19 protein-coding genes are annotated in these 20,868 nt (G+C 38.2%); 10 read left to right on the top strand and 9 right to left on the bottom strand.

Annotated elements, in window-relative coordinates; all coding sequences use genetic code 11:
* The 7 genes from H4O18_RS22420 to H4O18_RS20330 all read left to right on the top strand — a co-directional run.
* Positions 1 to 1,190, top strand: a 1,190-nt coding sequence (locus H4O18_RS22420) for a collagen-like domain-containing protein (protein ID WP_484463091.1), incomplete at its 5' end; no start/stop codon positions are given.
* A 31-nt stretch (positions 1,191 to 1,221) separates the two neighbouring features.
* Positions 1,222 to 3,246 carry a T9SS type B sorting domain-containing protein gene (locus tag H4O18_RS20355; protein WP_187588099.1) on the top strand — a complete coding sequence of 675 codons (2,025 nt, stop codon included), beginning with the start codon at positions 1,222 to 1,224 and terminating at the stop codon, positions 3,244 to 3,246.
* Between the two features lie 42 nt (positions 3,247 to 3,288).
* Entirely contained in the window at positions 3,289 to 4,218 is a 930-nt protein-coding gene (locus H4O18_RS20350; protein WP_187588097.1) for a PorP/SprF family type IX secretion system membrane protein, read from the top strand.
* 328 nt (positions 4,219 to 4,546) lie between these two features.
* A complete protein-coding gene (gene idi / locus H4O18_RS20345) occupies positions 4,547 to 5,080 on the top strand; it encodes an isopentenyl-diphosphate Delta-isomerase (RefSeq protein ID WP_187588106.1) in 534 nt (177 codons plus the stop codon).
* Positions 5,077 to 5,484 (top strand): 6-pyruvoyl trahydropterin synthase family protein, encoded by a 408-nt coding sequence (locus tag H4O18_RS20340; RefSeq protein WP_187588095.1) that lies wholly within the window; start codon positions 5,077 to 5,079, stop codon positions 5,482 to 5,484. The genes idi and H4O18_RS20340 overlap by 4 nt, the downstream gene beginning before the upstream one ends.
* A 103-nt stretch (positions 5,485 to 5,587) precedes the next feature.
* Entirely contained in the window at positions 5,588 to 6,556 is a 969-nt protein-coding gene (locus H4O18_RS20335) for a type I phosphomannose isomerase catalytic subunit (protein ID WP_187588093.1), read from the top strand.
* Positions 6,557 to 6,589: 33 nt separating this feature from the next.
* Positions 6,590 to 6,859 carry a hypothetical protein gene (locus tag H4O18_RS20330; RefSeq protein ID WP_187588091.1) on the top strand — a complete coding sequence of 90 codons (270 nt, stop codon included), beginning with the start codon at positions 6,590 to 6,592 and terminating at the stop codon, positions 6,857 to 6,859.
* Positions 6,860 to 6,914: 55 nt separating this feature from the next.
* Here H4O18_RS20330 and H4O18_RS20325 read toward each other — a convergent pair whose 3' ends face one another.
* From H4O18_RS20325 to H4O18_RS20310, 4 genes are all read right to left on the bottom strand, one after another.
* Entirely contained in the window at positions 6,915 to 7,628 is a 714-nt protein-coding gene (locus tag H4O18_RS20325; protein WP_187588089.1) for a DUF4369 domain-containing protein, read from the bottom strand.
* Positions 7,629 to 7,672: 44 nt separating this feature from the next.
* Complete coding sequence (locus H4O18_RS20320) at positions 7,673 to 8,935, bottom strand: DUF819 family protein (protein WP_187588087.1); 1,263 nt, start codon at positions 8,933 to 8,935, stop codon at positions 7,673 to 7,675.
* Positions 8,936 to 8,978: 43 nt separating this feature from the next.
* Positions 8,979 to 9,782 (bottom strand): HAD family hydrolase, encoded by an 804-nt coding sequence (locus H4O18_RS20315; protein ID WP_187588085.1) that lies wholly within the window; start codon positions 9,780 to 9,782, stop codon positions 8,979 to 8,981.
* Positions 9,783 to 9,939: 157 nt separating this feature from the next.
* Positions 9,940 to 12,195, bottom strand: a complete 2,256-nt coding sequence (locus H4O18_RS20310) for a penicillin-binding protein 1A (protein WP_246474495.1) — start codon at positions 12,193 to 12,195, stop codon at positions 9,940 to 9,942.
* Positions 12,196 to 12,418: 223 nt separating this feature from the next.
* Here H4O18_RS20310 and H4O18_RS20305 point away from each other — a divergent pair, with 223 nt between their 5' ends.
* Entirely contained in the window at positions 12,419 to 13,192 is a 774-nt protein-coding gene (locus tag H4O18_RS20305) for a S1/P1 nuclease (RefSeq protein ID WP_187588081.1), read from the top strand.
* A gap of 423 nt (positions 13,193 to 13,615) precedes the next feature.
* On the opposite strand, the gene H4O18_RS20300 is transcribed toward H4O18_RS20305, so the two are convergent.
* Both H4O18_RS20300 and H4O18_RS20295 read right to left on the bottom strand, forming a co-directional pair.
* Complete coding sequence (locus tag H4O18_RS20300; RefSeq protein WP_187588079.1) at positions 13,616 to 14,215, bottom strand: alpha-ketoglutarate-dependent dioxygenase AlkB; 600 nt, start codon at positions 14,213 to 14,215, stop codon at positions 13,616 to 13,618.
* Entirely contained in the window at positions 14,212 to 15,099 is an 888-nt protein-coding gene (locus H4O18_RS20295; protein WP_246474493.1) for an AraC family transcriptional regulator, read from the bottom strand. Before H4O18_RS20295 ends, H4O18_RS20300 begins: the two co-directional genes overlap by 4 nt.
* A gap of 206 nt (positions 15,100 to 15,305) precedes the next feature.
* Here H4O18_RS20295 and H4O18_RS20290 point away from each other — a divergent pair, with 206 nt between their 5' ends.
* Entirely contained in the window at positions 15,306 to 15,893 is a 588-nt protein-coding gene (locus H4O18_RS20290; RefSeq protein WP_187588077.1) for a hypothetical protein, read from the top strand.
* A 64-nt stretch (positions 15,894 to 15,957) separates the two neighbouring features.
* Here the strand turns inward: H4O18_RS20290 and H4O18_RS20285 are convergent, their stop codons facing one another.
* From H4O18_RS20285 to htpG, 3 genes are all read right to left on the bottom strand, one after another.
* Positions 15,958 to 16,593: an MOSC domain-containing protein gene (locus H4O18_RS20285; RefSeq protein WP_187588074.1), complete on the bottom strand. Its 636-nt coding sequence runs from the start codon at positions 16,591 to 16,593 to the stop codon at positions 15,958 to 15,960.
* 132 nt (positions 16,594 to 16,725) lie between these two features.
* Positions 16,726 to 17,085 carry a DoxX family protein gene (locus H4O18_RS20280; RefSeq protein WP_187588072.1) on the bottom strand — a complete coding sequence of 120 codons (360 nt, stop codon included), beginning with the start codon at positions 17,083 to 17,085 and terminating at the stop codon, positions 16,726 to 16,728.
* A 72-nt stretch (positions 17,086 to 17,157) separates the two neighbouring features.
* Entirely contained in the window at positions 17,158 to 19,044 is a 1,887-nt protein-coding gene (gene htpG, locus H4O18_RS20275; RefSeq protein ID WP_187588070.1) for a molecular chaperone HtpG, read from the bottom strand.
* Positions 19,045 to 19,322: 278 nt separating this feature from the next.
* On the opposite strand from htpG, the gene H4O18_RS20270 reads away from it, so the two are divergent.
* The gene (locus tag H4O18_RS20270; protein WP_187588068.1) at positions 19,323 to 20,333 is read left to right on the top strand and encodes a 3-oxoacyl-ACP synthase III family protein; all 1,011 of its coding nucleotides are present in this window, start codon (positions 19,323 to 19,325) and stop codon (positions 20,331 to 20,333) included.
* Positions 20,334 to 20,868 lie beyond the last annotated feature (535 nt).

The following is a 20,868-nucleotide window of genomic DNA, read 5'->3' as shown; positions in this document are numbered from 1 at the left end:
CCCAGGGTCCAACAGGAGCACAAGGTCCAACCGGAGCCAAAGGGGATACTGGTGATACTGGAGCCACTGGAGCGCAAGGTCCAACAGGAGATACAGGTGCTACCGGAGCCCAGGGTCCAACAGGAGCACAAGGTCCAACCGGAGCCAAGGGAGATACTGGAGACACAGGAGCCACCGGAGCCAAAGGGGATACTGGTGATACAGGAGCCACCGGAGCGCAAGGTCCAACAGGAGATACAGGAGCTACCGGAGCCCAGGGTCCAACAGGAGCACAAGGTCCAACCGGAGCCAAGGGAGATACTGGTGATACAGGAGCCACTGGAGCCAAAGGAGATACTGGTGATACAGGAGCCACTGGAGCACAAGGCCCAACCGGAGATACCGGTGCTACCGGAGCCAAAGGAAATACTGGTGATACTGGAGCCACTGGAGCGCAAGGTCCAACAGGAGATACAGGAGCCACTGGAGCACAAGGCCCAACAGGAGATACCGGTGCTACCGGAGCCAAAGGGGATACTGGTGATACAGGAGCTACTGGCGCCCAAGGTCCAATAGGAAATACAGGAGCCACTGGAGCACAAGGTCCAACTGGTCCAGCAGGTCCTGCCGGATCGGATGGTATCGATGGTGCTGTTGGCCCGCAAGGTCCAGCAGGCCCAACAGGGGCTACGGGTTCACAAGGTCCAACAGGAGCAACAGGTCCAGCGGGGGATCCAGCAACGGATGACCAGACCTTGAGCATTGCAGGTGATCAATTGAGTATATCCGGCGGTAATACCATTACAGTGCCTACGGCCGATGGAACAGAGACTATAGTGACTGCAGGTAATGATATTAGTGTAACTGGAAATGGTAGTAGTGCTACTCCTTATGTAATTGCAAATTCACGACCTAATATTTTCTATCCGCCTTCCATTGCTGTAGATGCCTCGTCAACAGGTACGGGTAGAACAATTAATCTGCATACTCAATATACGGCTCAGTTTGGGTCTCCGATGGTGGCTAGTAATTTGGCACCAGGGGCTATACCAACCTATGGCAATACAGAGCTGTATTACTATGTTACGTATTATGACAATACGGTGTTTGCCAATGTAAGTGTCAATGAATTTGGTGTAATGACCTATGATGTTATAGCAACCCCAACAGATTATAATTCACTTATCAACGTAGTATTTGTAGTAAAATAGATAATATAAACCAACTAGGTACAACAGGAGTTTGAAACCAAAACACATATATAGATTTCTTATTGTTACCCTTGTAACCATATTCTTTGGTGCTAATAGGGCCAGTGCACAGTTTTTGTTGCAGGCTCCCAACAGTACCGATGAACATAATTACAAATGGTACGAGGCTTCCGATACCTCCACGGTTTTGGGTACAGATTTCTTTTATGAGGTTACTTCATCAGGTATTTATTTTGCAACCTATGATGGTACCATTTGTGGAGCAAATGCCACAGGTTATTTTATTGTAACGGATTGTACAAGTCCAGATAATGAGGTAACCATGGATATTTCCAACAATGTAAGTCCTAGCGCTGCAATTAGTTGGTCGCCGGCAGTTGGTGGTGATCAGCTGAGGCCAACAGTAATCGCTACACAAAGTGTGGTTCGTTATACCGCCACTGTAACCAAGGCTGGGAATTCTTTTGATTTGCCGAATTTTACGGTGGTTTGTTTACAGCAGTCCAGTGTTCTGGTTGATGATTCTATAACGGTCAACGAAGATTCGTCTGTAGTAATACCCATTTTTGATAATGATAGCAATTTGCCTACAACTGGTATATTGACTACATCAAATCCGTTTAACGGGAATGTTCTTGTAGATGATAATGGTTCACCAAACAATCCATCTGATGATATAGTGACCTTTGTTCCAAATCCGAACTTTAATGGTCCAATTACATTTACCTATACTATTTGTAATGCCTTGGGTGATTGTAGTACGGCAACCGTTAATGTGAATGTACTTCCTATTGTTGATGCATTTGATGATTCTGTGGCTACCTTAGAGGACATGCCTGTTGACATAGATATCTTGGCGAACGATAATGATATTCCTATCCTAGGAACCATATCAACCACCAGTCCATCCAATGGCAGTGTAGTAGTTGACAACAATGGCTCACCAAACAACCTTACAGATGATTTCGTAACCTATACGCCTAATAGTGGTTATATAGGTGGTGATCTTTTTACCTACACAATTTGTGATAATCAATCCAATTGTAGTACGGCAACTGTCAATATACTGGTAAATCCTAATGGAATAGTGGACATTGATAGTGATGAGGATGGAATATTGGACAGTTTTGAAGATCTTAATTTGGATGGTGATAATGACCCCAGCACAGATCCAACGGATTCCGATGGTGATGGTATACCAGATTATTTGGACATTGATAGTGATAACGATGGTATTCCAGATAACGTTGAGGCCCAAACTACCCAAGGTTATGTTCCTCCAAGTGGAGTGGATGCCAATAACAATGGTCTGGACGATTCCTATGAAAATAATGGAAATATAGGCTTGTTCCCAATTGATACGGACGGGGATAATTTACCAGATTACTTGGATGAAGACAGTGATAATGATAATGTACCTGACAGAATTGAAGGCCATGATCATGATCATGATGGAATCCCGGATGTAGTTTATATCGGTTCGGATAAGGATAATGATGGTCTGGATGATGGTTATGAAGGTAACACGACCATTGATGTGGATGTTAATGATGAGATTAACGACCCATACAATGATCTACCAAACACGGATGGTGACGATGAAGTAGATTATCGGGACACAGACGATGATGACGATGGTATACTTACCATTGATGAAGATGAAAACGGCGATGGAAATTATGCCAACGACGATTTTGATGAGGATGGAATTCCTGATTATTTGGATTCTGATTTGATTATACTGGACGTTGGAGTGGAAGTGTTTAATGTAATAACACCTAATAACGATGGTATCCATGATGTTTTGACTATAAAGGGAATTGAAAATTATCCAAACAATACTATCAAAATATATAACCGATGGGGAGTTTTGGTATATGCCACCAAGGCCTATAATAATGATACCAATTATTTTGACGGCACTTCGGAGGGGAGGGTCACCATTAATAAAGACAATCAATTACCGGTAGGAACTTATTTCTATATTTTGGATTATACCCCATCTGTAGGAGGAAAAATGACGACGCTTACGGGATATATTTATATAAACAGATAAAGGATGTCAAATCTAATAAAAAACATACTCAAGCCTAACCCAATGTCATTATGGTTATTTGCCGTAATTATCTTGGTCAGCTTTAAGGTACAGTCCCAACAGGACGCCCAATATACCCAGTATATGTATAATACCGTAAGTGTAAACCCAGCTTATGCAGGTTCCCGTGGTCATATAAGTATGGCAGCATTGCACAGGTCGCAATGGGTAGGCTTGGACGGTGCCCCTACAACACAGACTTTAAATTTACATTCGCCCATTGGGTATAGGGGAGTAGGTTTGGGACTTTCAATTGTGAACGACAAAATTGGCCCCACATCTGAAACTTATTTTGATGGGGATTTCTCGTACACCGTTTATACTTCCCAGGAAGGTAGATTGAGCTTCGGATTAAAAGCCAGTGCACATATGCTGGATATTCGCTATTCCGAGCTTAATCAAGATTATACCAATCCCGGAGGACCGGACCCTACATTACAGCAGGATATAGACAATAAATTTTCCCCAAATTTAGGAGCCGGCGTTTATTACCATACCCAGAAATTCTACGCGGGTTTGTCCGTACCTCGATTTTTGCAGACCACACATTTTGATGGTGCAGCATTATCGACAGCAAAGGAACAGATGAATTTATATCTGATAACAGGTTACGTATTTGATTTGAATACCAATCTAAAATTTAAACCGGCTATTTTAGCCAAAGTAGTTCAGGGTGCGCCCGTTCAACTTGATGCCTCGGCTAATTTTATGCTTAGTGACAAGTTTATTTTTGGAGCCGCCTATAGATGGGACGCAGCACTTAGCGCCATGGTAGGGTTCAATATTTCCAATTCTTTTTTCATTGGATTGGCTTATGACAAGGAAACTACGGAATTAGGTCAAGCTACCTTTAATGACGGATCCTTTGAGATTATTTTGCGTTACGATTTTATAAAAGAGCTGGGCAATTTAAAATCCCCTAGATTTTTTTAAAAGACTATCCCGGCTTTGTCGACGAAGCCTCAATTTCAATACTTCGACGTTTGCCTATGCCGATTAAAAATTATTTTAATCAATTGTCTATAGCTTATACCGAGGATTATTAACTTTAGGGAAAACCATCTGGTAGGCGTGACTAAGGGTCCATGACAAATTTCATATAAATCTTAAAATCAAATTATTACCACGATATTCGTAGAATAACCTTTCTCTGGCCAACATTTCTTCGGTTAGAAGGTAATTACACGAAACATACCCAAAGTATTTCATTTTTATGATGGACTTAGCGCTTATTATTGTGGAAAGGTTTTATTTTTACAAAATGGAAGAGGAAAAGGTAATTCTTGTTAATGAATTTGATGTTCAAATTGGTCTGATGCCCAAAATGGAAGCCCATGAAAAGGCTTTGCTCCATAGGGCATTTTCTGTATTTATAATGAATGATAAAGGCGAGACAATGATCCAACAAAGGGCAGGTCACAAATATCACTCCCCTCTATTATGGACAAATACTTGTTGTAGCCATCAACGGGACGGAGAAACCAATATTGAAGCTGGAAAAAGAAGATTGAATGAAGAAATGGGGTTTGAGGTGGAATTGAAGGAGTTGTTTTCCTTTATTTATAAAGCTCCTTTTGACAATGGCCTTACTGAGCATGAATTTGATCATGTAATGATAGGGCACTATAATGGGGAACCAATCATAAACCCTGACGAGGTTGCATCATGGAAATGGATGACTCCTTTTGCAATTAAACAGGATATGGCTACTAACCCTGAGAAATACACCGCCTGGTTTAAAATTATTTTTGATAAGTTTTACAATCATATTTCTCAATATAATACAGCCATATGAAAGTAAAGGTAAGTAGGAAAGCCCATTTTAATGCTGCGCACAGGCTGTATAGGCCAGATTGGAGTTTTGAAAAAAATGACAGCGTATTTGGACTGTGTAATAACCCTAATTTTCACGGCCATAATTATGAGCTGGTAGTTAGTGTTACTGGGGAAATTGATCCTGAAACAGGCTTTGTTATGGATATGAAGGTCCTTAAGGATTTAATTAAGGATAAAATTGAAAATCAGCTGGACCATAAAAACCTTAATGTTGAAGTGGAATGGTTCAAGAACGTAAATCCAACAGCAGAAAATATAGCAGTTTATATTTGGAACTTGCTTAGGCCATTTATAGAAGCCTCACACGAACTGGAGGTTATCTTATATGAAACCCCAAGAAATTACGTGACTTTTTCCGGATAGACAGTTTTATTAAAATTAAACTGCATAGGAGGAAATTATTAAGCTTTGGTTTAAGCCCTCCAATAAAATTATAAAAGAATACAAATACATAATACCAAACAGAATGAACTTATATCCTTTAAAATTCAATCCAATCCTAAAAGAGCGACTTTGGGGCGGTACCAAATTAAAAGATGTTTTGGGAAAGCCCATTGAAAATGATATTACCGGTGAAAGTTGGGAGCTTTCTGCAGTGGAGGGAGATGTTTCCGTTGTATCCAACGGTGACTTATCGGGTACTTCCCTACAGGAATTGATCAACAAATACCCGGAAGAATTATTGGGAAAGAGTGTTGTAGAGCGTTTTGGTAAAGAATTTCCCATTCTCATTAAGTTTATTGATGCCAAACAGGATTTGTCCATCCAATTGCATCCCAATGATGAATTGGCAAAAAAACGCCACAATTCCTTTGGAAAAACAGAGATGTGGTATGTAATGGATGCCGATAAGGGGGCAGAGTTGATCGTTGGTTTTAACAAAGATGTAACCAAAGAGGAATATGCCAAAAGTATTGCGGAGGATACGCTATTGGATTTGTTGAACTATGAAAGCGTAAAGGAAGGGGATACTTTTTTTATAAACACAGGTAAGATGCATGCTATTGGTGCTGGTGTTTTATTGGCAGAGATACAGCAGACTTCGGATATTACCTACCGTGTTTTCGATTTTAACAGGAAGGATAAAAATGGTAATTTAAGGGAATTACATACCGATTTGGCGTTGGACGCATTAGACTACACCAAAAAGGCCGATTTTAAGGTTAAGTATTCCGATAAGAAAGACAGTGTAAATAATATGGTTTCCTGTCCTTATTTCAACACCAACATTTTAGAGCTTACCAAGGACCTGGAATTGGATGTTGAAAAAAGGGATTCGTTCACCATTTACATGTGCGTAGGAGGTAAGGCAACTATCTCCAATGAATTTGGTTCGGTGACAATAAAAAAAGGGGAGACCACTTTGGTACCTGCACAGTCCAAAAAAATAAATATAATCACAACCAGCGCAAAACTTTTAGAGGTTACAATCTGAAAATGATTACTTTTGCAAAAAAAAATATTACCAATGGCAAGTATAAGAGATTTAAAGAAAGACATTAATTACGTTTTAGGAGATATTATTGAAGCGGTGTATTTAGTGGAAGCTTCTGGAAATAAGCAAAATTCAAAAGAGGGCAATGCGTTAATAGATAGCGCAATAGAAACTTTTGATGAATTAATAGCAAAAGTTAACCAGAAGTCAGTAGAGAATAGACCAGCACATTTAAAATCCGTTAAAGCGGAATTGGAAACTAAAGCAGGTTCTTTAATTGAACAACTGAATAAATTAGGATAATAATAGCCTAAGAGAATTTTAAAAAAAAGCATCCATTTAATGGATGCTTTTTTTTTTACTGCTTTGCCTCTTTCTTGGCAACTTCTATATGCTCTTTTAATTCCTGGCCATATTTGGATTTGGCTACTTCAGGAGAGAGTGAATTGTTTATGGAATCCAAATACTTAATGTTGGCATCTGCCACTTCTTTAACGGCGATGTATGGGGCTACGTACGAATCTGCATTGTTCAATGCAAAATTGATGGCATACAGGTAACCGCGCTTTACATTTTTATCGGTTAAATTTTGAAGGGAATCCAGTACCGTGGAATCATTTTGGGTTTTGGGATCCATACTCATTCTAACATATTCCAAATTTCTGGTATTGAATTTAGACATAACTTCTAGATATTCCTTTAGCTTCTCATCACTTTTAGATCCTTCTATTTTTGCATTTAGATCAAAAGTATTCCAATTAGTTTTTATGGTTATATTTCCAGGCTCACCAAAGAAAGTAATTCGGTCATTAATACTATTGTTGTCCTTTTTGTCCAAGTATAGGTAGAATAACTCTGGGCTTTCAAGTTCTGTTGTAAAGGAAAAATTGCCATCGCCATCCACAACTAGGGAATCGACCGTTATTAAGGTGGTGTCTGCAATGTGTTGCAGGTATAAGGTTCCCTTTTTTAATCCCTTTACATTACCGGTAACGGTCATAGTGTTTTCAGTACTGCCTCCACAGGAGATAACAACTATTGCAAGTACCGCGACCATTAAAATTTTCTTCATAGTATTTTTATTGAAGCGCAAATATCAATAAAGTTTATGGAATTTTAAACTTTTGATGCAATTTCCATAAGAATTGTACAAAGTATGGCACCGCCAGTACCTACTACATAGCCAAAAACGGCCAATAAAACCCCAACCGAGGTTAAGGATGGGTGAAATTCCGCAGCGACCACAGGGGCCGACGCCGCTCCCCCCACGTTGGCCTGACTGCCCACGGCAAGAAAGAAATAGGGAGCCTTGATCAACTTGGCTACAACGATCAACAAAACGGCATGAATCGTAATCCAAACAAAACCAATGGCAATCAAGCCAGGGTTTTCAAACACCTTGCCCAAGTCCATTTTCATGCCAATAGTTGCCACTAGGATATAAATAAATACGCTGCCCAATTTACTAGCGCCCGCACCTTCATAATTCTTGGCTTTGGTAAAGGAAAATACTATTCCTACTATGGTTGCAAGGACCACCATCCAAAAGAAGCTGGAGCCTAAAAAGGATAAAAAACTTTTATTATCGCTAACACTTTCATAGGTGCTGGTCAAATATGAACTGATATAATCCCCAAAAAAATGGGAAATACCAACTCCCGTAAAGGCAAAGAAAAGCATCATCATATAATCCTTCAAAGTGGGAACCCTAGTTATTTTTTCGGTAAACTTCGAAACTTTTATTCTAAGTTCTTCAATAGCTGAGGTGTCCGCTTTAAGCCAGCGGTCTATTTTTTGTGTTTTGCCCACGCCCAGTAAAATAATGGCCATCCAAACATTGGCAACCACAATATCAACCAAAACCATTCCCCCATACTTATCAGGGTTGTACTGATATATTTCGAGCATTGCAGCTTGGTTGGCGCCACCTCCGATCCAACTACCGGCAATTGTGGCCAAGCCTCTCCAAATGGCATCAAAATCGTTCCCTCCAACGGTTTCGGGAGAGAATATAGATATTAATAAAATGGCCAATGGTCCACCAATGATAATCCCCACCGTACCGGTCAAAAACATTATCAAGGCTTTGGATCCCAAATTGGCTATAGCCTTAAGGTCGATACTTAAAGTCATTAAAATTAAGGCTGCAGGCAGTAAATACCTACTGGCCATAAAATATAAGTTGGATATCTCGTCCGATATTAAACCACTACTGGCTAAAATAGAGGGTAAAACGTAGCACATTAGTACTGCTGGTACTATATTGTAAAATTTACTCCAAAAGCCAGTTTTTATGGAAGAGGTGTAAAATATAAATCCAAGACAAAGGGTAAGTAGTCCAAATACAACGGTATCGTTGGTAATTATCGGGTCGCTCATAAAAAATCTATTCAATAAGGCTTGTCAATTGGGCCAAATATAATCAAATTAAAATATGCTGTTTTATGTAATGGGCCACCCCATCCTCAGAATTTTTGAGGGCAAGATCACTGGCAATATGTTTTACTTCCTCACGTGCATTGGCTACCGCTATACCACGTCCAACATTTTGCAGCATTTCCATATCATTGTAGTTATCCCCAAAGGCAATAACGTCGTTTAAACTTTCATGTTCTTGAAGTAGTAATTTTATGGCCGTTAATTTGGAAACCGACTTAGGGGCAATTTCGATCAGGGTATCATTGGACCTATAGAGGTTCAATGTTTTGGCAAAATTCTTTTGTAGTACAGGGAAAAGTATATCGGTATTTTCCTTGTTCCCCATCAGCATAATCTTGTGGGCTCCCATTTTTCTAGCAGTCCAATCCTTTATGGTTTCTTTTGTGTCTCTGTAGGTGGGTAGAGTTTTTGTATACTTTATTTCTTTTTGGACCCGCTCCGAGTCCATTTCCACATACCATTCGCTTTTGGAATAAAGCCCTAGCTGAATTCCTACTTCTTCGGCCATGTCATAAATGGAAACTATTTGACCCATATCAATATAAGTGGAGAGCAATTCTTTTGATCCATGTAGTACCAATGCCCCATTATAACATATAATAGGTTCGTTTTCTATCCCTAGATTTTTTTGAATATAAGTCATGGATTGTGGCATTCTTGCCGAAACCAATATAATCCTCAGGTGTTCCTTAATTCTTTTGATCTCTGCAATCGTAAAATCGGACACATTATCCTTAAAAGTCAATAAGGTGCCGTCCAAATCGGAACATAAAATTTTGAAATCCATATTATAAGATAGGGAATTTTAGTTTTTAAATCGTTTCGTTTCCAAAGATATGGTTTCACAATAAAATAGGGCATTGATTTGTATGAATAGTACTTTTGGAATCACAATTTAGGAATAACAAATTGATAGCTGGAGCCAGAATAAATGGTTTAAAGCCCTAGGTTTTATTATTACTTGTTTTAAAATCCTTGATTTTCTTTTTCTTGGGATTTTTGAAAAGTCTTTTGAAAAAACCATCCCTTTTTATGGGGTCGCAATTCAATTCACTCATCACCGAAGACGTTGGAGTAGGAAATTTGGCCCTGGTTATATAATTGAAGGATTTATCGGCATTTAGTTTCTGTATCCACAAGGCAAAAATGGGCAGTGCCGCGTTGGCCCCCTGTCCCAAACTGGTACTATTGAAGCCAATTTCGTGATTGTCCAATCCCACCCACGTAATATTAAGTAGCTTAGGCGTCAAGGCTACAAACCAAGCATCTTTGTTGTTCTGTGTAGTCCCGGTTTTTCCGGCAATATCGTTTTTAATTCCGTAGGTGGAGCGTATACGGGCGGCGGTACCACTATTTACAGTAGCCTTCATCATCTCTATCATTATCTGGCCATTTTCTTCGGAAAAGGCTCTTTTTTCGGCTACTACAGGTTTAAAAATTTCTATTACGGAGTCCTTTTCATTAGTAATGCGCTCAATTAAAAAAGGAGTTACAGATTTACCGTTGTTCAAATAGCTAGCAAAAGCACCTGCAAGTTCATTGATCTTAATTTCGGCAGTACCCAAAGCCAAAGAGGGTAATGAGGGCAATTTGGTATCGATGCCCATTTTTTTGGCTTGTTGTATCACCTTGGAAATACCTGTTTTTTCCAATACCTTAACTGCAACGGTATTAACTGAGTTACTCAAGGCCTCTTCCATAGAGTAATTTAGGTAGGCCTCGTCTTTTTTGCCAGAATTGCTGGGGGACCAACCTTCCATATTTTCGTAGGCTACCTCTTGCGCTGAAAAGTAAGTACAGGGCGCTATGCCGTTTTCAAGGGCGGCGGTGTAAACAATGGGTTTAAATGCAGAGCCCACTTGGCGTTTGCTTTGCGAAATGTGGTCGTATTTGAAGTGTTTAAAATTAATTCCACCGATCCATGTTTTAACGGCTCCCGTTTTGGGGTCTATGGATAGCGAACCAGTATTTAAGAATTTAAGGTAATGCAGTAGGCTATCCACTGTGCTGGCAGAACGCATTTCATCCTGGTTCCAATCACTTAGCTGTATTTCTTTTTTTAAGTTCATGGAATCCATTATTTGATCTTCTTTTAGTCCCGCATTTTTCCACTTTTTGTAGGGGTCTGAACTCTGTATGATTTTATTGATGAGTTTTTTATCACTTTTCCATGGCGCTCGATTGCCGTAACTTTTTTCAAAATTGTTTTGAAGTCCTTTCATATGTTGTACCATAGCTTCTTCAGCCAAAATTTGCATTTTGGAATCCAATGTGGTGTATATTTTAAGGCCCGAAGTGTAAATATTATAATCTTGTCCCTTTTCTCTCTGCGCTTTGGCCCAACCTAACATTTGTTTTCTCACTTCTTCCCTAAAATAAGGAGCAATTCCCTGATTATAATCGTAATCCCTGTAATTAAGTTGTAGCGGAAGTTGTTTAAGACTATCTGCCTCCTGTTGTGAAATAAAATTATTGGAATACATGGACTGCAATACCAAATTTCGTCTGTTAAGGCTGTTCTTTGGGAAAACACGGGGGTTATAACCGTAGGTTGCCTTCAACATGCCTACAAGGGTTGCGCTTTCTTCCAATTTAAGTTCCTTTGCTGATTTGTTGAAGAATTTTAAAGAAGCACTTTCTATACCGAAGGTGTTGTCCCCAAAAGAAACGGTGTTCAGATAGAGCATTAGAATATCGTTTTTGGAATAAATGGATTCCAGTCTTGAAGCAATTATCATTTCCTTCAATTTTGATATGGCCAGATTGAACTTTCCGGATTTTTCCCTGGGATATAGGTTTTTTGCAAGTTGTTGACTAAGGGTACTTCCGCCACCGGCAGATTGATCTTGCATCAGGATAGTCTTGAAAGCTACGCGGAGCAAGCTCTTGTAGTCTATTCCGGAATGATCATAAAACCGCTCATCCTCAATAGCCACCAAGGCCTCAATCAAATTTTTGGGTACAGCTTCAAATTGTATGGGCTGCCTATCAAACAGAAAATATTTCCCAATCAGTACGCTATCTGCAGAATAGACCTCGGAAGCTCTTTGGTACCTGAAATCAGAGAGCTCATTTGTATTGGGTATCTTGCCCCAAGCGCCTAAATATATGGCCAGCAACAACAAGAAAACGCTGCTTCCGACTACCAATAAAGAAAGGATTCCAATCCGGAGGAATGGATTTTTTATTTTCTTGAACATCAATTTTAATAATTAAGTACTGCAAGATCAAATTAAAAAATTAAATGGGAGTACTTCTTAACAATTACTTAAATTCCAATTTGTTATTTTTGGAGGCCAATTTCAAGTGGCACAATATAATATTTAGCTCTAAAAACATAGAGTTCCATCAATCAATATTTTGACTCAAAAGACTTTACTTGGACACAAGTGAATCCAATAATAAAATCAATTAAAAATATAAATGAAAAAAATAATTGCACTTTGTTTTCTTATGCTCCAATTTGGCTACGGCAATAATTTGGAATGGTCTAAGACCGGACACAGGACTATAGGGGAAGTTGCGCAGCAACATTTGTCAAGAAAAGCAAAAAGAGCTATCAACAGCCTTTTAAATGGAGAAGGATTGGCCTTGGCTTCAAATTATGCCGATGAAATAAAGGCTGATAGAAGCTATGCCAAATTTGGACCGTGGCATTATGTAAATTTTCCGGCGGACAAAAAATATACCGAGGTTCAGCCCAGTGGGGAGGGAGATATAGTTAAAGGAATTGAAAAGTGCATAGAAATTGTTAAGGATAAAAATAGTAGTGCGGTCGATAAAAAGTTTTATTTGAAAATGTTGATCCATTTGATCGGTGATTTGCACCAACCTATGCACGTCGGTAGGCTGGAGGATAAAGGAGGGAACGATATTCACTTGCAATGGTTCGGAAGAGGTACCAATTTGCATAGATTGTGGGATTCCAACATGATCGATGATTACGGAATGAGCTATATGGAATTGGCAAATAATTTACCCAGGCTTAACAAGAGTGAAATTAAGAACATTCAACATGGAAATTTATATGACTGGGTAGAGGAATCCCAGGATGTGGCCAATGAACTCTATCTTTCGGTAGAGGAAGGCGAAAAATTGGGGTATGCCTATAGTTATAAATATTGGGAAACAGTGGAACAACAACTACAAAAAGGAGGTCTCCGCTTGGCCAAAGTTCTTAACGACCTATTTTCATAAGTAGCTTTTAGCAATATGGATATAAGCCTTGATTACCTTTAGGCTAATATAGGAAACTACAATGCTTAAAAGTCCTATAAATATCCAAAATATGTAAATGTTGCTTTCCAATGCATAGGAAAGTCATAAACCAATCCACGTCCGATTAGATCAGTAGTTGGTCCCGTGAAAGCTAATCCTTTGATCAGGAATTCGTTAACAGGTTAAGTGGTCTTTAATTCAAGGGGTTATGTTGGTTTATTTATACTTATTATCGAAAAAATCATGGCTTTTGACCAATTTTTATATTTTTTGGCAAAGAATTTGAGTTATTATTATTGAAGTTGGGTGTGAGGAGACTAACGTAAATGCCTGGTAGGTTAGGGGCAGTATCCAGCAGAAATAACAAAGGCATAAAAAAATCGGTTTTCGTAACCGATTTTTTTATTTAATAATTCTAAAAGTAATATTGATCCGTTCCTTTATCGGTTTGCTAGTTTTAGGGATTTGGTGGTGCCAATGGTGTTGGGTTTCTCCCTTCATTAAAAGTAGGCTGCCATGTTCCAATATTAGTTTGTGCTTCAAATCCTTGTTCAATTTGTGTTTTAGATGAAAGTAGCGTTCTTGCCCAAGGGTTATGGATGCAATTGCCGGGTTTTCTCCCAAAGCTTTCTCGTCATCAGCGTGCCAACCATTACTATCCTTACCGTCTCTATATAGGTTTAAAAGACAGCTTGTAAAATGTATGCCAATTTCCATTTGTAACTTCTTCCTTAATTCCAGCAATTCAGACGAAAACTTATGGGGATTCATGGTAATGTTGGAATAGGAATAGGGCTTGTTATGGTCGCCAAATAATGCGGTTAACCTTGGCTGGGGGTAAGTTTTACCATATACGGTAATGTTATCCTGTTTCCAAGGGGTAGTATTCCTAAGAACCTTGAAAAAATGATCTGCTTCGGTAGTATTTAGAAATTTGGGATAGTAAACTATGTCACTATCTGGGAGTTGAAGGTCTATTCTATTGGCAAATAATTTGCTCACGATTGCAGTACACTTTTCAATTCATTTCTATATTCGGAAGGATTTTGTCCTGTAAAGGCTTTAAAAGATTTGTTGAAATGCGAGAAATTATTGAATCCACTTTCAAAGCAGACCTCTGTTATACTGATCGGCTTTTCTGCCAATAATTTGGACGCATGTACCAATCTACACTCATTTACAAACTGTATAAAGGTCTTGTTGGTTATTTTTTTAAAATATCTGCAGAATGAGGGAACCGTCATGCTTACCAAATCTGAAATTTCCTCCAAAGTTATTTCCTCCTTAAAGTTTGTTTTTACATAGTTAAAGACAATATTTATCCTGTCATTGTCCTTTACTTCCGTTTGAAGTGAAAAACCCTGTGCGTTCAAAACTTGATATTCTTTGGAATTCCCCAATTCATTTAAAATATTAAGAATGGAGAGAAGACGTTGAAAATCGGTCTGATATTCCATGATTTCAATTTTTTCACCAATTTTTTTCTTGGTACTACCAGTGAAGGCAACCCCTCCTTTAGCAATTTGAAAAAGGCTTTGAATTTTTTTCATTTCGGGAATGTTGAAAAAATCGTTCCCTAAAAAATCCTGTTTCATTTGTACCACGCTTTCATTTTTATTGCCGGTAAGTACATCGGTGAAGCCACAATGGGGTAGGTTGGATCCAATTAGGATTAAATCTCCATCGGTATAATAGGAAACGTGGCTTCCAATTTGTCTCTTTCCAGATCCTCCGTTCACATAAACTAGTTCAATTTCAGGATGATAGTGCCACACCCCTATCTTATTGGGGCGATGTTCATCAAACTGTTGATAGGTATAAGAATGACCAAAATCAGGTTCTATTACCTCAAATGTAGGTTTAGGTATCATGTCCTTCAATTTCATTAGGTAGTGTAAAGATATTACAGCTGTTTGCGACTATTCTGTGCAAATTTAACTTAAATATGTCCTATATTAACTTCTTAACAATTATTTAATATTGCAAGATGGTAAAATAGAATATAAACTGGAGAATTATGGAGTAGTGGGAAGGGAATTGCTGGTCTACATTTGCCATATAAATGATTTATTAATCTTAAATCCAAAATGTTATGAAAGCAGTTTTAAAATTAACAGCAGTGGCAGCCTTATTACTTAGTAGTACTATGGCAATGGCCAACGATCCAGGAATGTACTTGACAACAGTTAAAGAAGCAAAAAGATTGGTTCTTAAATTAAATAGGCAAACCGAATCTTCTATATTGACTTTGACCGATACGGAAAAGCACCAAATATTCGTAGAGAATATCAGGGAAGACGAGGATTACTCTAAAAAATTCGACTTATCGAAATTGGAAGAAGGTCTTTATTACCTAAAGATGGAAAGCCTTACCAAAACTGTAGAGTTCACTATAAGTGTAGAGGATTCAGAGGTAAATGTTATTGCTCGTAATGAAGTGGCAAAACCATTTTTTAGAAAAAGTGGTAATATTCTTTATGTAAATTACTTCAACCAAAAACTAAATCCGGTAGTTATTAATGTTATCGATAGTGAGAACAGGGTAGTTTTTACTGAGAAAATGGGTACGGAATTGGTAATAGGTAAGATGATTAACTTTAAAGATGCTGTAAAAGATGACTATACCGTATCCGTTAGTGAGGGTGCCAATACGTATTATGAAACAGTTTCGGTGAAGTAATGAATCCAATATCGAGATACTAAAAACAAAGAAAAAGGGGCCAATTGGCCCCTTTTTTAATTTTCTACCAAATATACTTCCTAAGTCGCTCTCTTTTGTATTCGGGCAAGGAAAGGTTATTTATCGCCTTTTTTAAAATAATGGGGTCCTTTTCTTTCGAAAGAATAATTTGAAAGCACTCCTTTACGGTAAGGGTGTTATTGGATTTTTCAACCAAAATTAATTGGTCCTCTTTTTTTACATAGCCTTCTTGTAAAATGCGAACATAAGTTCCTGAATATGCGTAATCTACAAATTGCTTTAAAATTTTAGAGTTACTAAATCGTACACCTAACTTATAACAAGGTTCCCTAGGTTGTGAAACCTGTACCAAGGCACTTCCAATACTATAAACGTCACCGATTCTCATTTGGGATTCATCCAAGCCTTCCACTGTAATATTTTCGCCAAACATACCCCAATCCCATTCCAGTTCCGGATATAACCCTTTCCAATAGGGATGGTGGCCTGAGGCAAAAAGGTAACAGGCTTTACTGATTCCTGCGTGGTGCACCCGATCTATAACGGTATCGTTCAGGACATCCACCTTGCCTAGAAATAGTGCTTCATCGGTTGGGTATTTGAAAATGCCTGTTTGCTCTTCCTTTCCATTCCAAAGAAAGGTGGTGGCTGTTCCTATATTCGTTGAGATGACTTTCATAATATAAAGATAGAAAACCACTGTAAATTAATATTATGATGGTTTTACTTTATTTTGGCATTTGCCCTATTCCAGTACGTTCAAATTTTTGTTTCAAAGAGATTTTGGCAGTTGCGTTTTAGCCTTTGCACACTATATTCCAAAATAGGAATACGCCCAGTATATAAGCACAAACTGCAGCGGAATTCTAAGAAGTAAGATCCATTTTGGTATTCCTGCCCCTTCCTTTTCGCCCTTCAACATATAAAAGTGAACCAATAGAAACACGGTCAACATTAAAATGATGCCGATAATGGAAACATTTTTGGTTTCTGGAAAGCACAGGCCAACACCCAAAAGAATTTCGGCCAAGCCACTTAGGTATACAAGGACTTTATGATTGGGCAAATACCTAGGCATAATTCTCAAATATATTTTGGGAACAATAAAGTGCATGACACCGGCAATGACATAAATCGATCCTAGAAGGTAAAGGTGCCAAGGGTAGTCCATTTGGCAAAGATATAAATAAAAGAGGCTGAATTACCTAAGTAATTCAGCCTCTTAATCGTTGGTGAAAAATGTTTATTTCACCATTTCATAACTTCTTTTAATGAACTTAGTAAGTTCCTCACCTTTCAAAAGTCCTTTGGACAAACGTGCCAAATCAAGGGATTGATTAATAAGTCGCTCCTTCTTCTTAGCAGTCTTTGTGTTTAGGATTTCCGAAACCAATTCGTGGTTGGTATTCACTACCAAATTGTACATTTCCGGCATATTTCCCATACCGAACATACCACCGCCACCAGATTGCTGCATTTCTTTCATGCGGCGCATAAACTCCGGTTCTGTAATAATAAATGGAGAAGAGCTACTGTCCATAGCTTCCAATTGAATGGTGTAGCTTTTATTATTGATAGCAGTTTCAATATCTGTTTTTAAGGCCTCTTTTTCCTCATCGGATAACTTGGAAATTTGAGTATCCTCTTTTTTAATTAGATTGTCCAAATGGTCAGCATCTACTCGTGCAAAGGAAATCTTCTCTTTGGAGGTTTCCAATTTTTGCATTAGGTGCGAAACTATTGGGGAATCCAACAATAATACCTCAAAACCTTTTGCCTTGGCAGCCTCAATATAACTGTGTTGCTCCTCCTTATTGGAGGCATAGAGCAATACCAATTTATCGTCCTTGTCTGTTTGATTTGCCTTTAATTTCTCCTGTAGTTCCTCAAATGTATAATAAGCTCCGTCTACTGTAGGATATAGTGCAAATTTGTCCGCTTTATCAAAGAACTTGTCTTCGGAAAGCATTCCATATTCAATAACGATTTTGATATCGTTCCATTTCGCCTCAAAATCTTCCCTATTGTTTTTAAATAAGGAACTCAATTTATCGGCTACTTTACGGGTGATATAAGTTGATATTTTCTTAACTGCGCCATCGGCCTGTAAGTAAGAACGGGAAACATTCAAAGGAATGTCCGGAGAATCTATAACCCCTCTAAGCATGGTTAAGAATTCGGGAACAATTCCTTCTACATTATCAGTTACAAAAACTTGATTTTGGTATAACTGAATCCTATCCTTTTGGGTATTAAGATCATTGGTCAATTTCGGGAAATACAATATCCCTGTTAAATTAAACGGATAATCTACGTTCAAGTGAATATGGAATAAAGGCTCCTCAAATTGCATGGGATAAAGTTCCCTGTAGAATCCTTTATAATCCTCATCCGACAATTCCGTTGGCTGTTTTGTCCAAGCCGGATTGGGATTGTTAATTATATTGTCTACTTCCTTAGTTGGTGCCGGATCTTCTTCTTTAGCACCTTCTGGTTTAGGAAGGGTCTCGGTTTTAGTCCCAAACTTAATGGGAATTGGCATAAACTTGTTGTACTTGCTAAGTAAACTGCCAATTTTCCCTTCTTCCAAAAACTCTGTTGAGTCATCGGCGATGTGGAGAATTATTTCCGTACCACGAGTTGTTTTTTTAGCCTTTTTAAGAGTGAAATTGGGTGATCCATCACAAGTCCAATGTGCTGCCGGTTCGTCTTTATAACTCTTGGTTATAATCTCTACTTTGGAAGCAACCATGAATGCGGAATAGAATCCTAGTCCAAAGTGACCAATGATACCTGAGTCTTTGGCAGAATCCTTGTATTTGTCCAAGAATTCTTCGGCCCCTGAAAACGCAATTTCGTTGATGTATTTTTGTACTTCCTCCTCGGTCATACCAACACCTTGATCAATAATATGGATTTTCTTTCCCTCCTTATCAATCTTTACCTCAATAAGAGGATTGCCATATTCAACTTTGGCTTCCCCTATAGTGCTCAAGTGCTTAAGCTTTAAAGTTGCATCTGTTGCATTCGAAATTAGCTCCCGTAAAAATATTTCATGATCGCTGTATAAGAATTTTTTTATAAGCGGAAATATGTTTTCTACTGAAACATTAATCTTGCCTGTGGCCATACTTCTATTTTTTTTAAGTTTACGACTTACCACTGTCAAAAAAAATACCATTGTTAGTGGAGGTGACAAACTGACATTCTTTAAATGGGATTACATGGATTCGTTGTCAGAATGATTTCTTTAATTTATGGGATGGGTCAAATGATTTTTATCAATTCATAACCATATATTTTTGTCTATATTAGGTGTCATCAAAATTATTACTCATATTTTAGATTTTATATTAATGTAAAGGTGAGGGTTAACCCACTTCAATTAAAAATTAAATTATCCAACGCATGTTCAATTCAAAAATAACAGGTTTGGGCTTTTATGTGCCCGACAATGTGGTTACCAACGACGATTTATCCAAAAAAATGGATACCAATGATGCCTGGATCCAAGAACGGACTGGAATTAAGGAAAGAAGGCATGTAATAAAGGGTGATGGGGATACCACAACCACCATGGGTGTAAAAGCAGCTCAAATTGCCATTGACCGTTCTGGAATAGATAAAAATGATATCGACTTTATTGTCTTTGCAACATTGAGTCCCGATTATTATTTTCCTGGTCCGGGAGTTTTGGTACAGCGCGATTTGGATATAAAAACTGTTGGTGCTTTGGACGTGAGAAATCAGTGTTCCGGTTTTGTATATGCCCTATCGATCGCAGACCAATACATAAAAACGGGTATGTATAAAAATGTTTTGGTAATAGGGTCCGAACTGCATTCCCACGGATTGGATATGACAACTAGGGGTAGGGGAGTTTCGGTAATTTTTGGTGATGGTGCAGGAGCGGCTATCGTCAGCAGGGAGGAAGATCCTACTAAAGGTATACTATCCACCCATTTACATTCCGAAGGTCAGCACGCCGAGGAATTGTCACTAATTGCTCCTGGGATGGGGAAGCGTTGGATAAATGACATTTTGGAGGATAATGACCCCAATGATGAATCATATTTTCCATACATGAACGGACAATTTGTTTTTAAAAACGCAGTAGTACGTTTTAGTGAAGTGATTATTGAGGGGTTAAAAGCTAATAATTTGGAAGCAAAGGATATAGATATGTTGGTACCACATCAGGCCAATCTTAGAATATCCCAATTTATACAAAAAAAGTTTGGTCTAAGTGACGATCAGGTTTTTAATAATATTATGAACTACGGGAATACGACCGCAGCTTCCATACCCATTGCCTTGACTGAAGCATGGGAGATGGGTAAAATTAAATCGGGCGATTTGGTAGTACTGGCCGCTTTTGGAAGTGGCTTTACCTGGGGAAGCGTCATAATTAGATGGTAAGGTATTTTGGAATTAAAAGGTGTATAAAAACAAAACCCGGAACAGATGTTCCGGGTTTCTTTCATTGATAGACTATACTAAACACTAACCATTAACTATAAATATATAGCGTTATCAATGACCAATTTTTTCATATTCTTCCTCTTAAATTACGAATATTCTATTCCCTCCTTACAATGATTAACACACTTTAACATCAAAATGAAATGTGTTAACACCTAGTTTTGGGTGTATCTATACAAAAAATAAAAGCCAATAAATAATAATTGCAATCAGGCTATAGGACTGGGGGAACTATGCCTGTCAACAAATTAAGGACATATTATTTTATTTTCAAAATATAGGTGCAGTAACTTTATAATTGTTTTTTTTTAAGTGACTTTATTTTTGCTTGAAATTAGTGTGGTGGAATCAGTTGGATGTTAGAAAAATAGTACCTCTGAATTCCAATTATGATGTGTAAGTGGTTTTAAATCAGTTATTAATGTTTTTTTTATTCAAGGGGTATAACATATAGCCATTTTCAGGGTTCTGG

This window comes from Arenibacter arenosicollis, from assembly GCF_014397245.1.
Taxonomy (GTDB): domain Bacteria; phylum Bacteroidota; class Bacteroidia; order Flavobacteriales; family Flavobacteriaceae; genus Arenibacter; species Arenibacter arenosicollis.
This window is presented reverse-complemented; position numbering and strand designations above follow the sequence as displayed.

Coding starts and splice junctions, on each gene's coding strand:
- H4O18_RS20350 (WP_187588097.1), top strand. CDS start 3,289: ATGTCATTATGGTTATTTGCCGTAATTATCTTGGTCAGCTTTAAGGTA.
- idi (WP_187588106.1), top strand. CDS start 4,547: ATGGAAGAGGAAAAGGTAATTCTTGTTAATGAATTTGATGTTCAAATT.
- H4O18_RS20340 (WP_187588095.1), top strand. CDS start 5,077: ATGAAAGTAAAGGTAAGTAGGAAAGCCCATTTTAATGCTGCGCACAGG.
- H4O18_RS20335 (WP_187588093.1), top strand. CDS start 5,588: ATGAACTTATATCCTTTAAAATTCAATCCAATCCTAAAAGAGCGACTT.
- H4O18_RS20330 (WP_187588091.1), top strand. CDS start 6,590: ATGGCAAGTATAAGAGATTTAAAGAAAGACATTAATTACGTTTTAGGA.
- H4O18_RS20325 (WP_187588089.1), bottom strand. CDS start 7,628: ATGAAGAAAATTTTAATGGTCGCGGTACTTGCAATAGTTGTTATCTCC.
- H4O18_RS20320 (WP_187588087.1), bottom strand. CDS start 8,935: ATGAGCGACCCGATAATTACCAACGATACCGTTGTATTTGGACTACTT.
- H4O18_RS20315 (WP_187588085.1), bottom strand. CDS start 9,782: ATGGATTTCAAAATTTTATGTTCCGATTTGGACGGCACCTTATTGACT.
- H4O18_RS20310 (WP_246474495.1), bottom strand. CDS start 12,195: ATGTTCAAGAAAATAAAAAATCCATTCCTCCGGATTGGAATCCTTTCT.
- H4O18_RS20305 (WP_187588081.1), top strand. CDS start 12,419: ATGAAAAAAATAATTGCACTTTGTTTTCTTATGCTCCAATTTGGCTAC.
- H4O18_RS20295 (WP_246474493.1), bottom strand. CDS start 15,099: ATGAAATTGAAGGACATGATACCTAAACCTACATTTGAGGTAATAGAA.
- H4O18_RS20290 (WP_187588077.1), top strand. CDS start 15,306: ATGAAAGCAGTTTTAAAATTAACAGCAGTGGCAGCCTTATTACTTAGT.
- H4O18_RS20285 (WP_187588074.1), bottom strand. CDS start 16,593: ATGAAAGTCATCTCAACGAATATAGGAACAGCCACCACCTTTCTTTGG.
- H4O18_RS20280 (WP_187588072.1), bottom strand. CDS start 17,085: ATGGACTACCCTTGGCACCTTTACCTTCTAGGATCGATTTATGTCATT.
- htpG (WP_187588070.1), bottom strand. CDS start 19,044: ATGGCCACAGGCAAGATTAATGTTTCAGTAGAAAACATATTTCCGCTT.
- H4O18_RS20270 (WP_187588068.1), top strand. CDS start 19,323: ATGTTCAATTCAAAAATAACAGGTTTGGGCTTTTATGTGCCCGACAAT.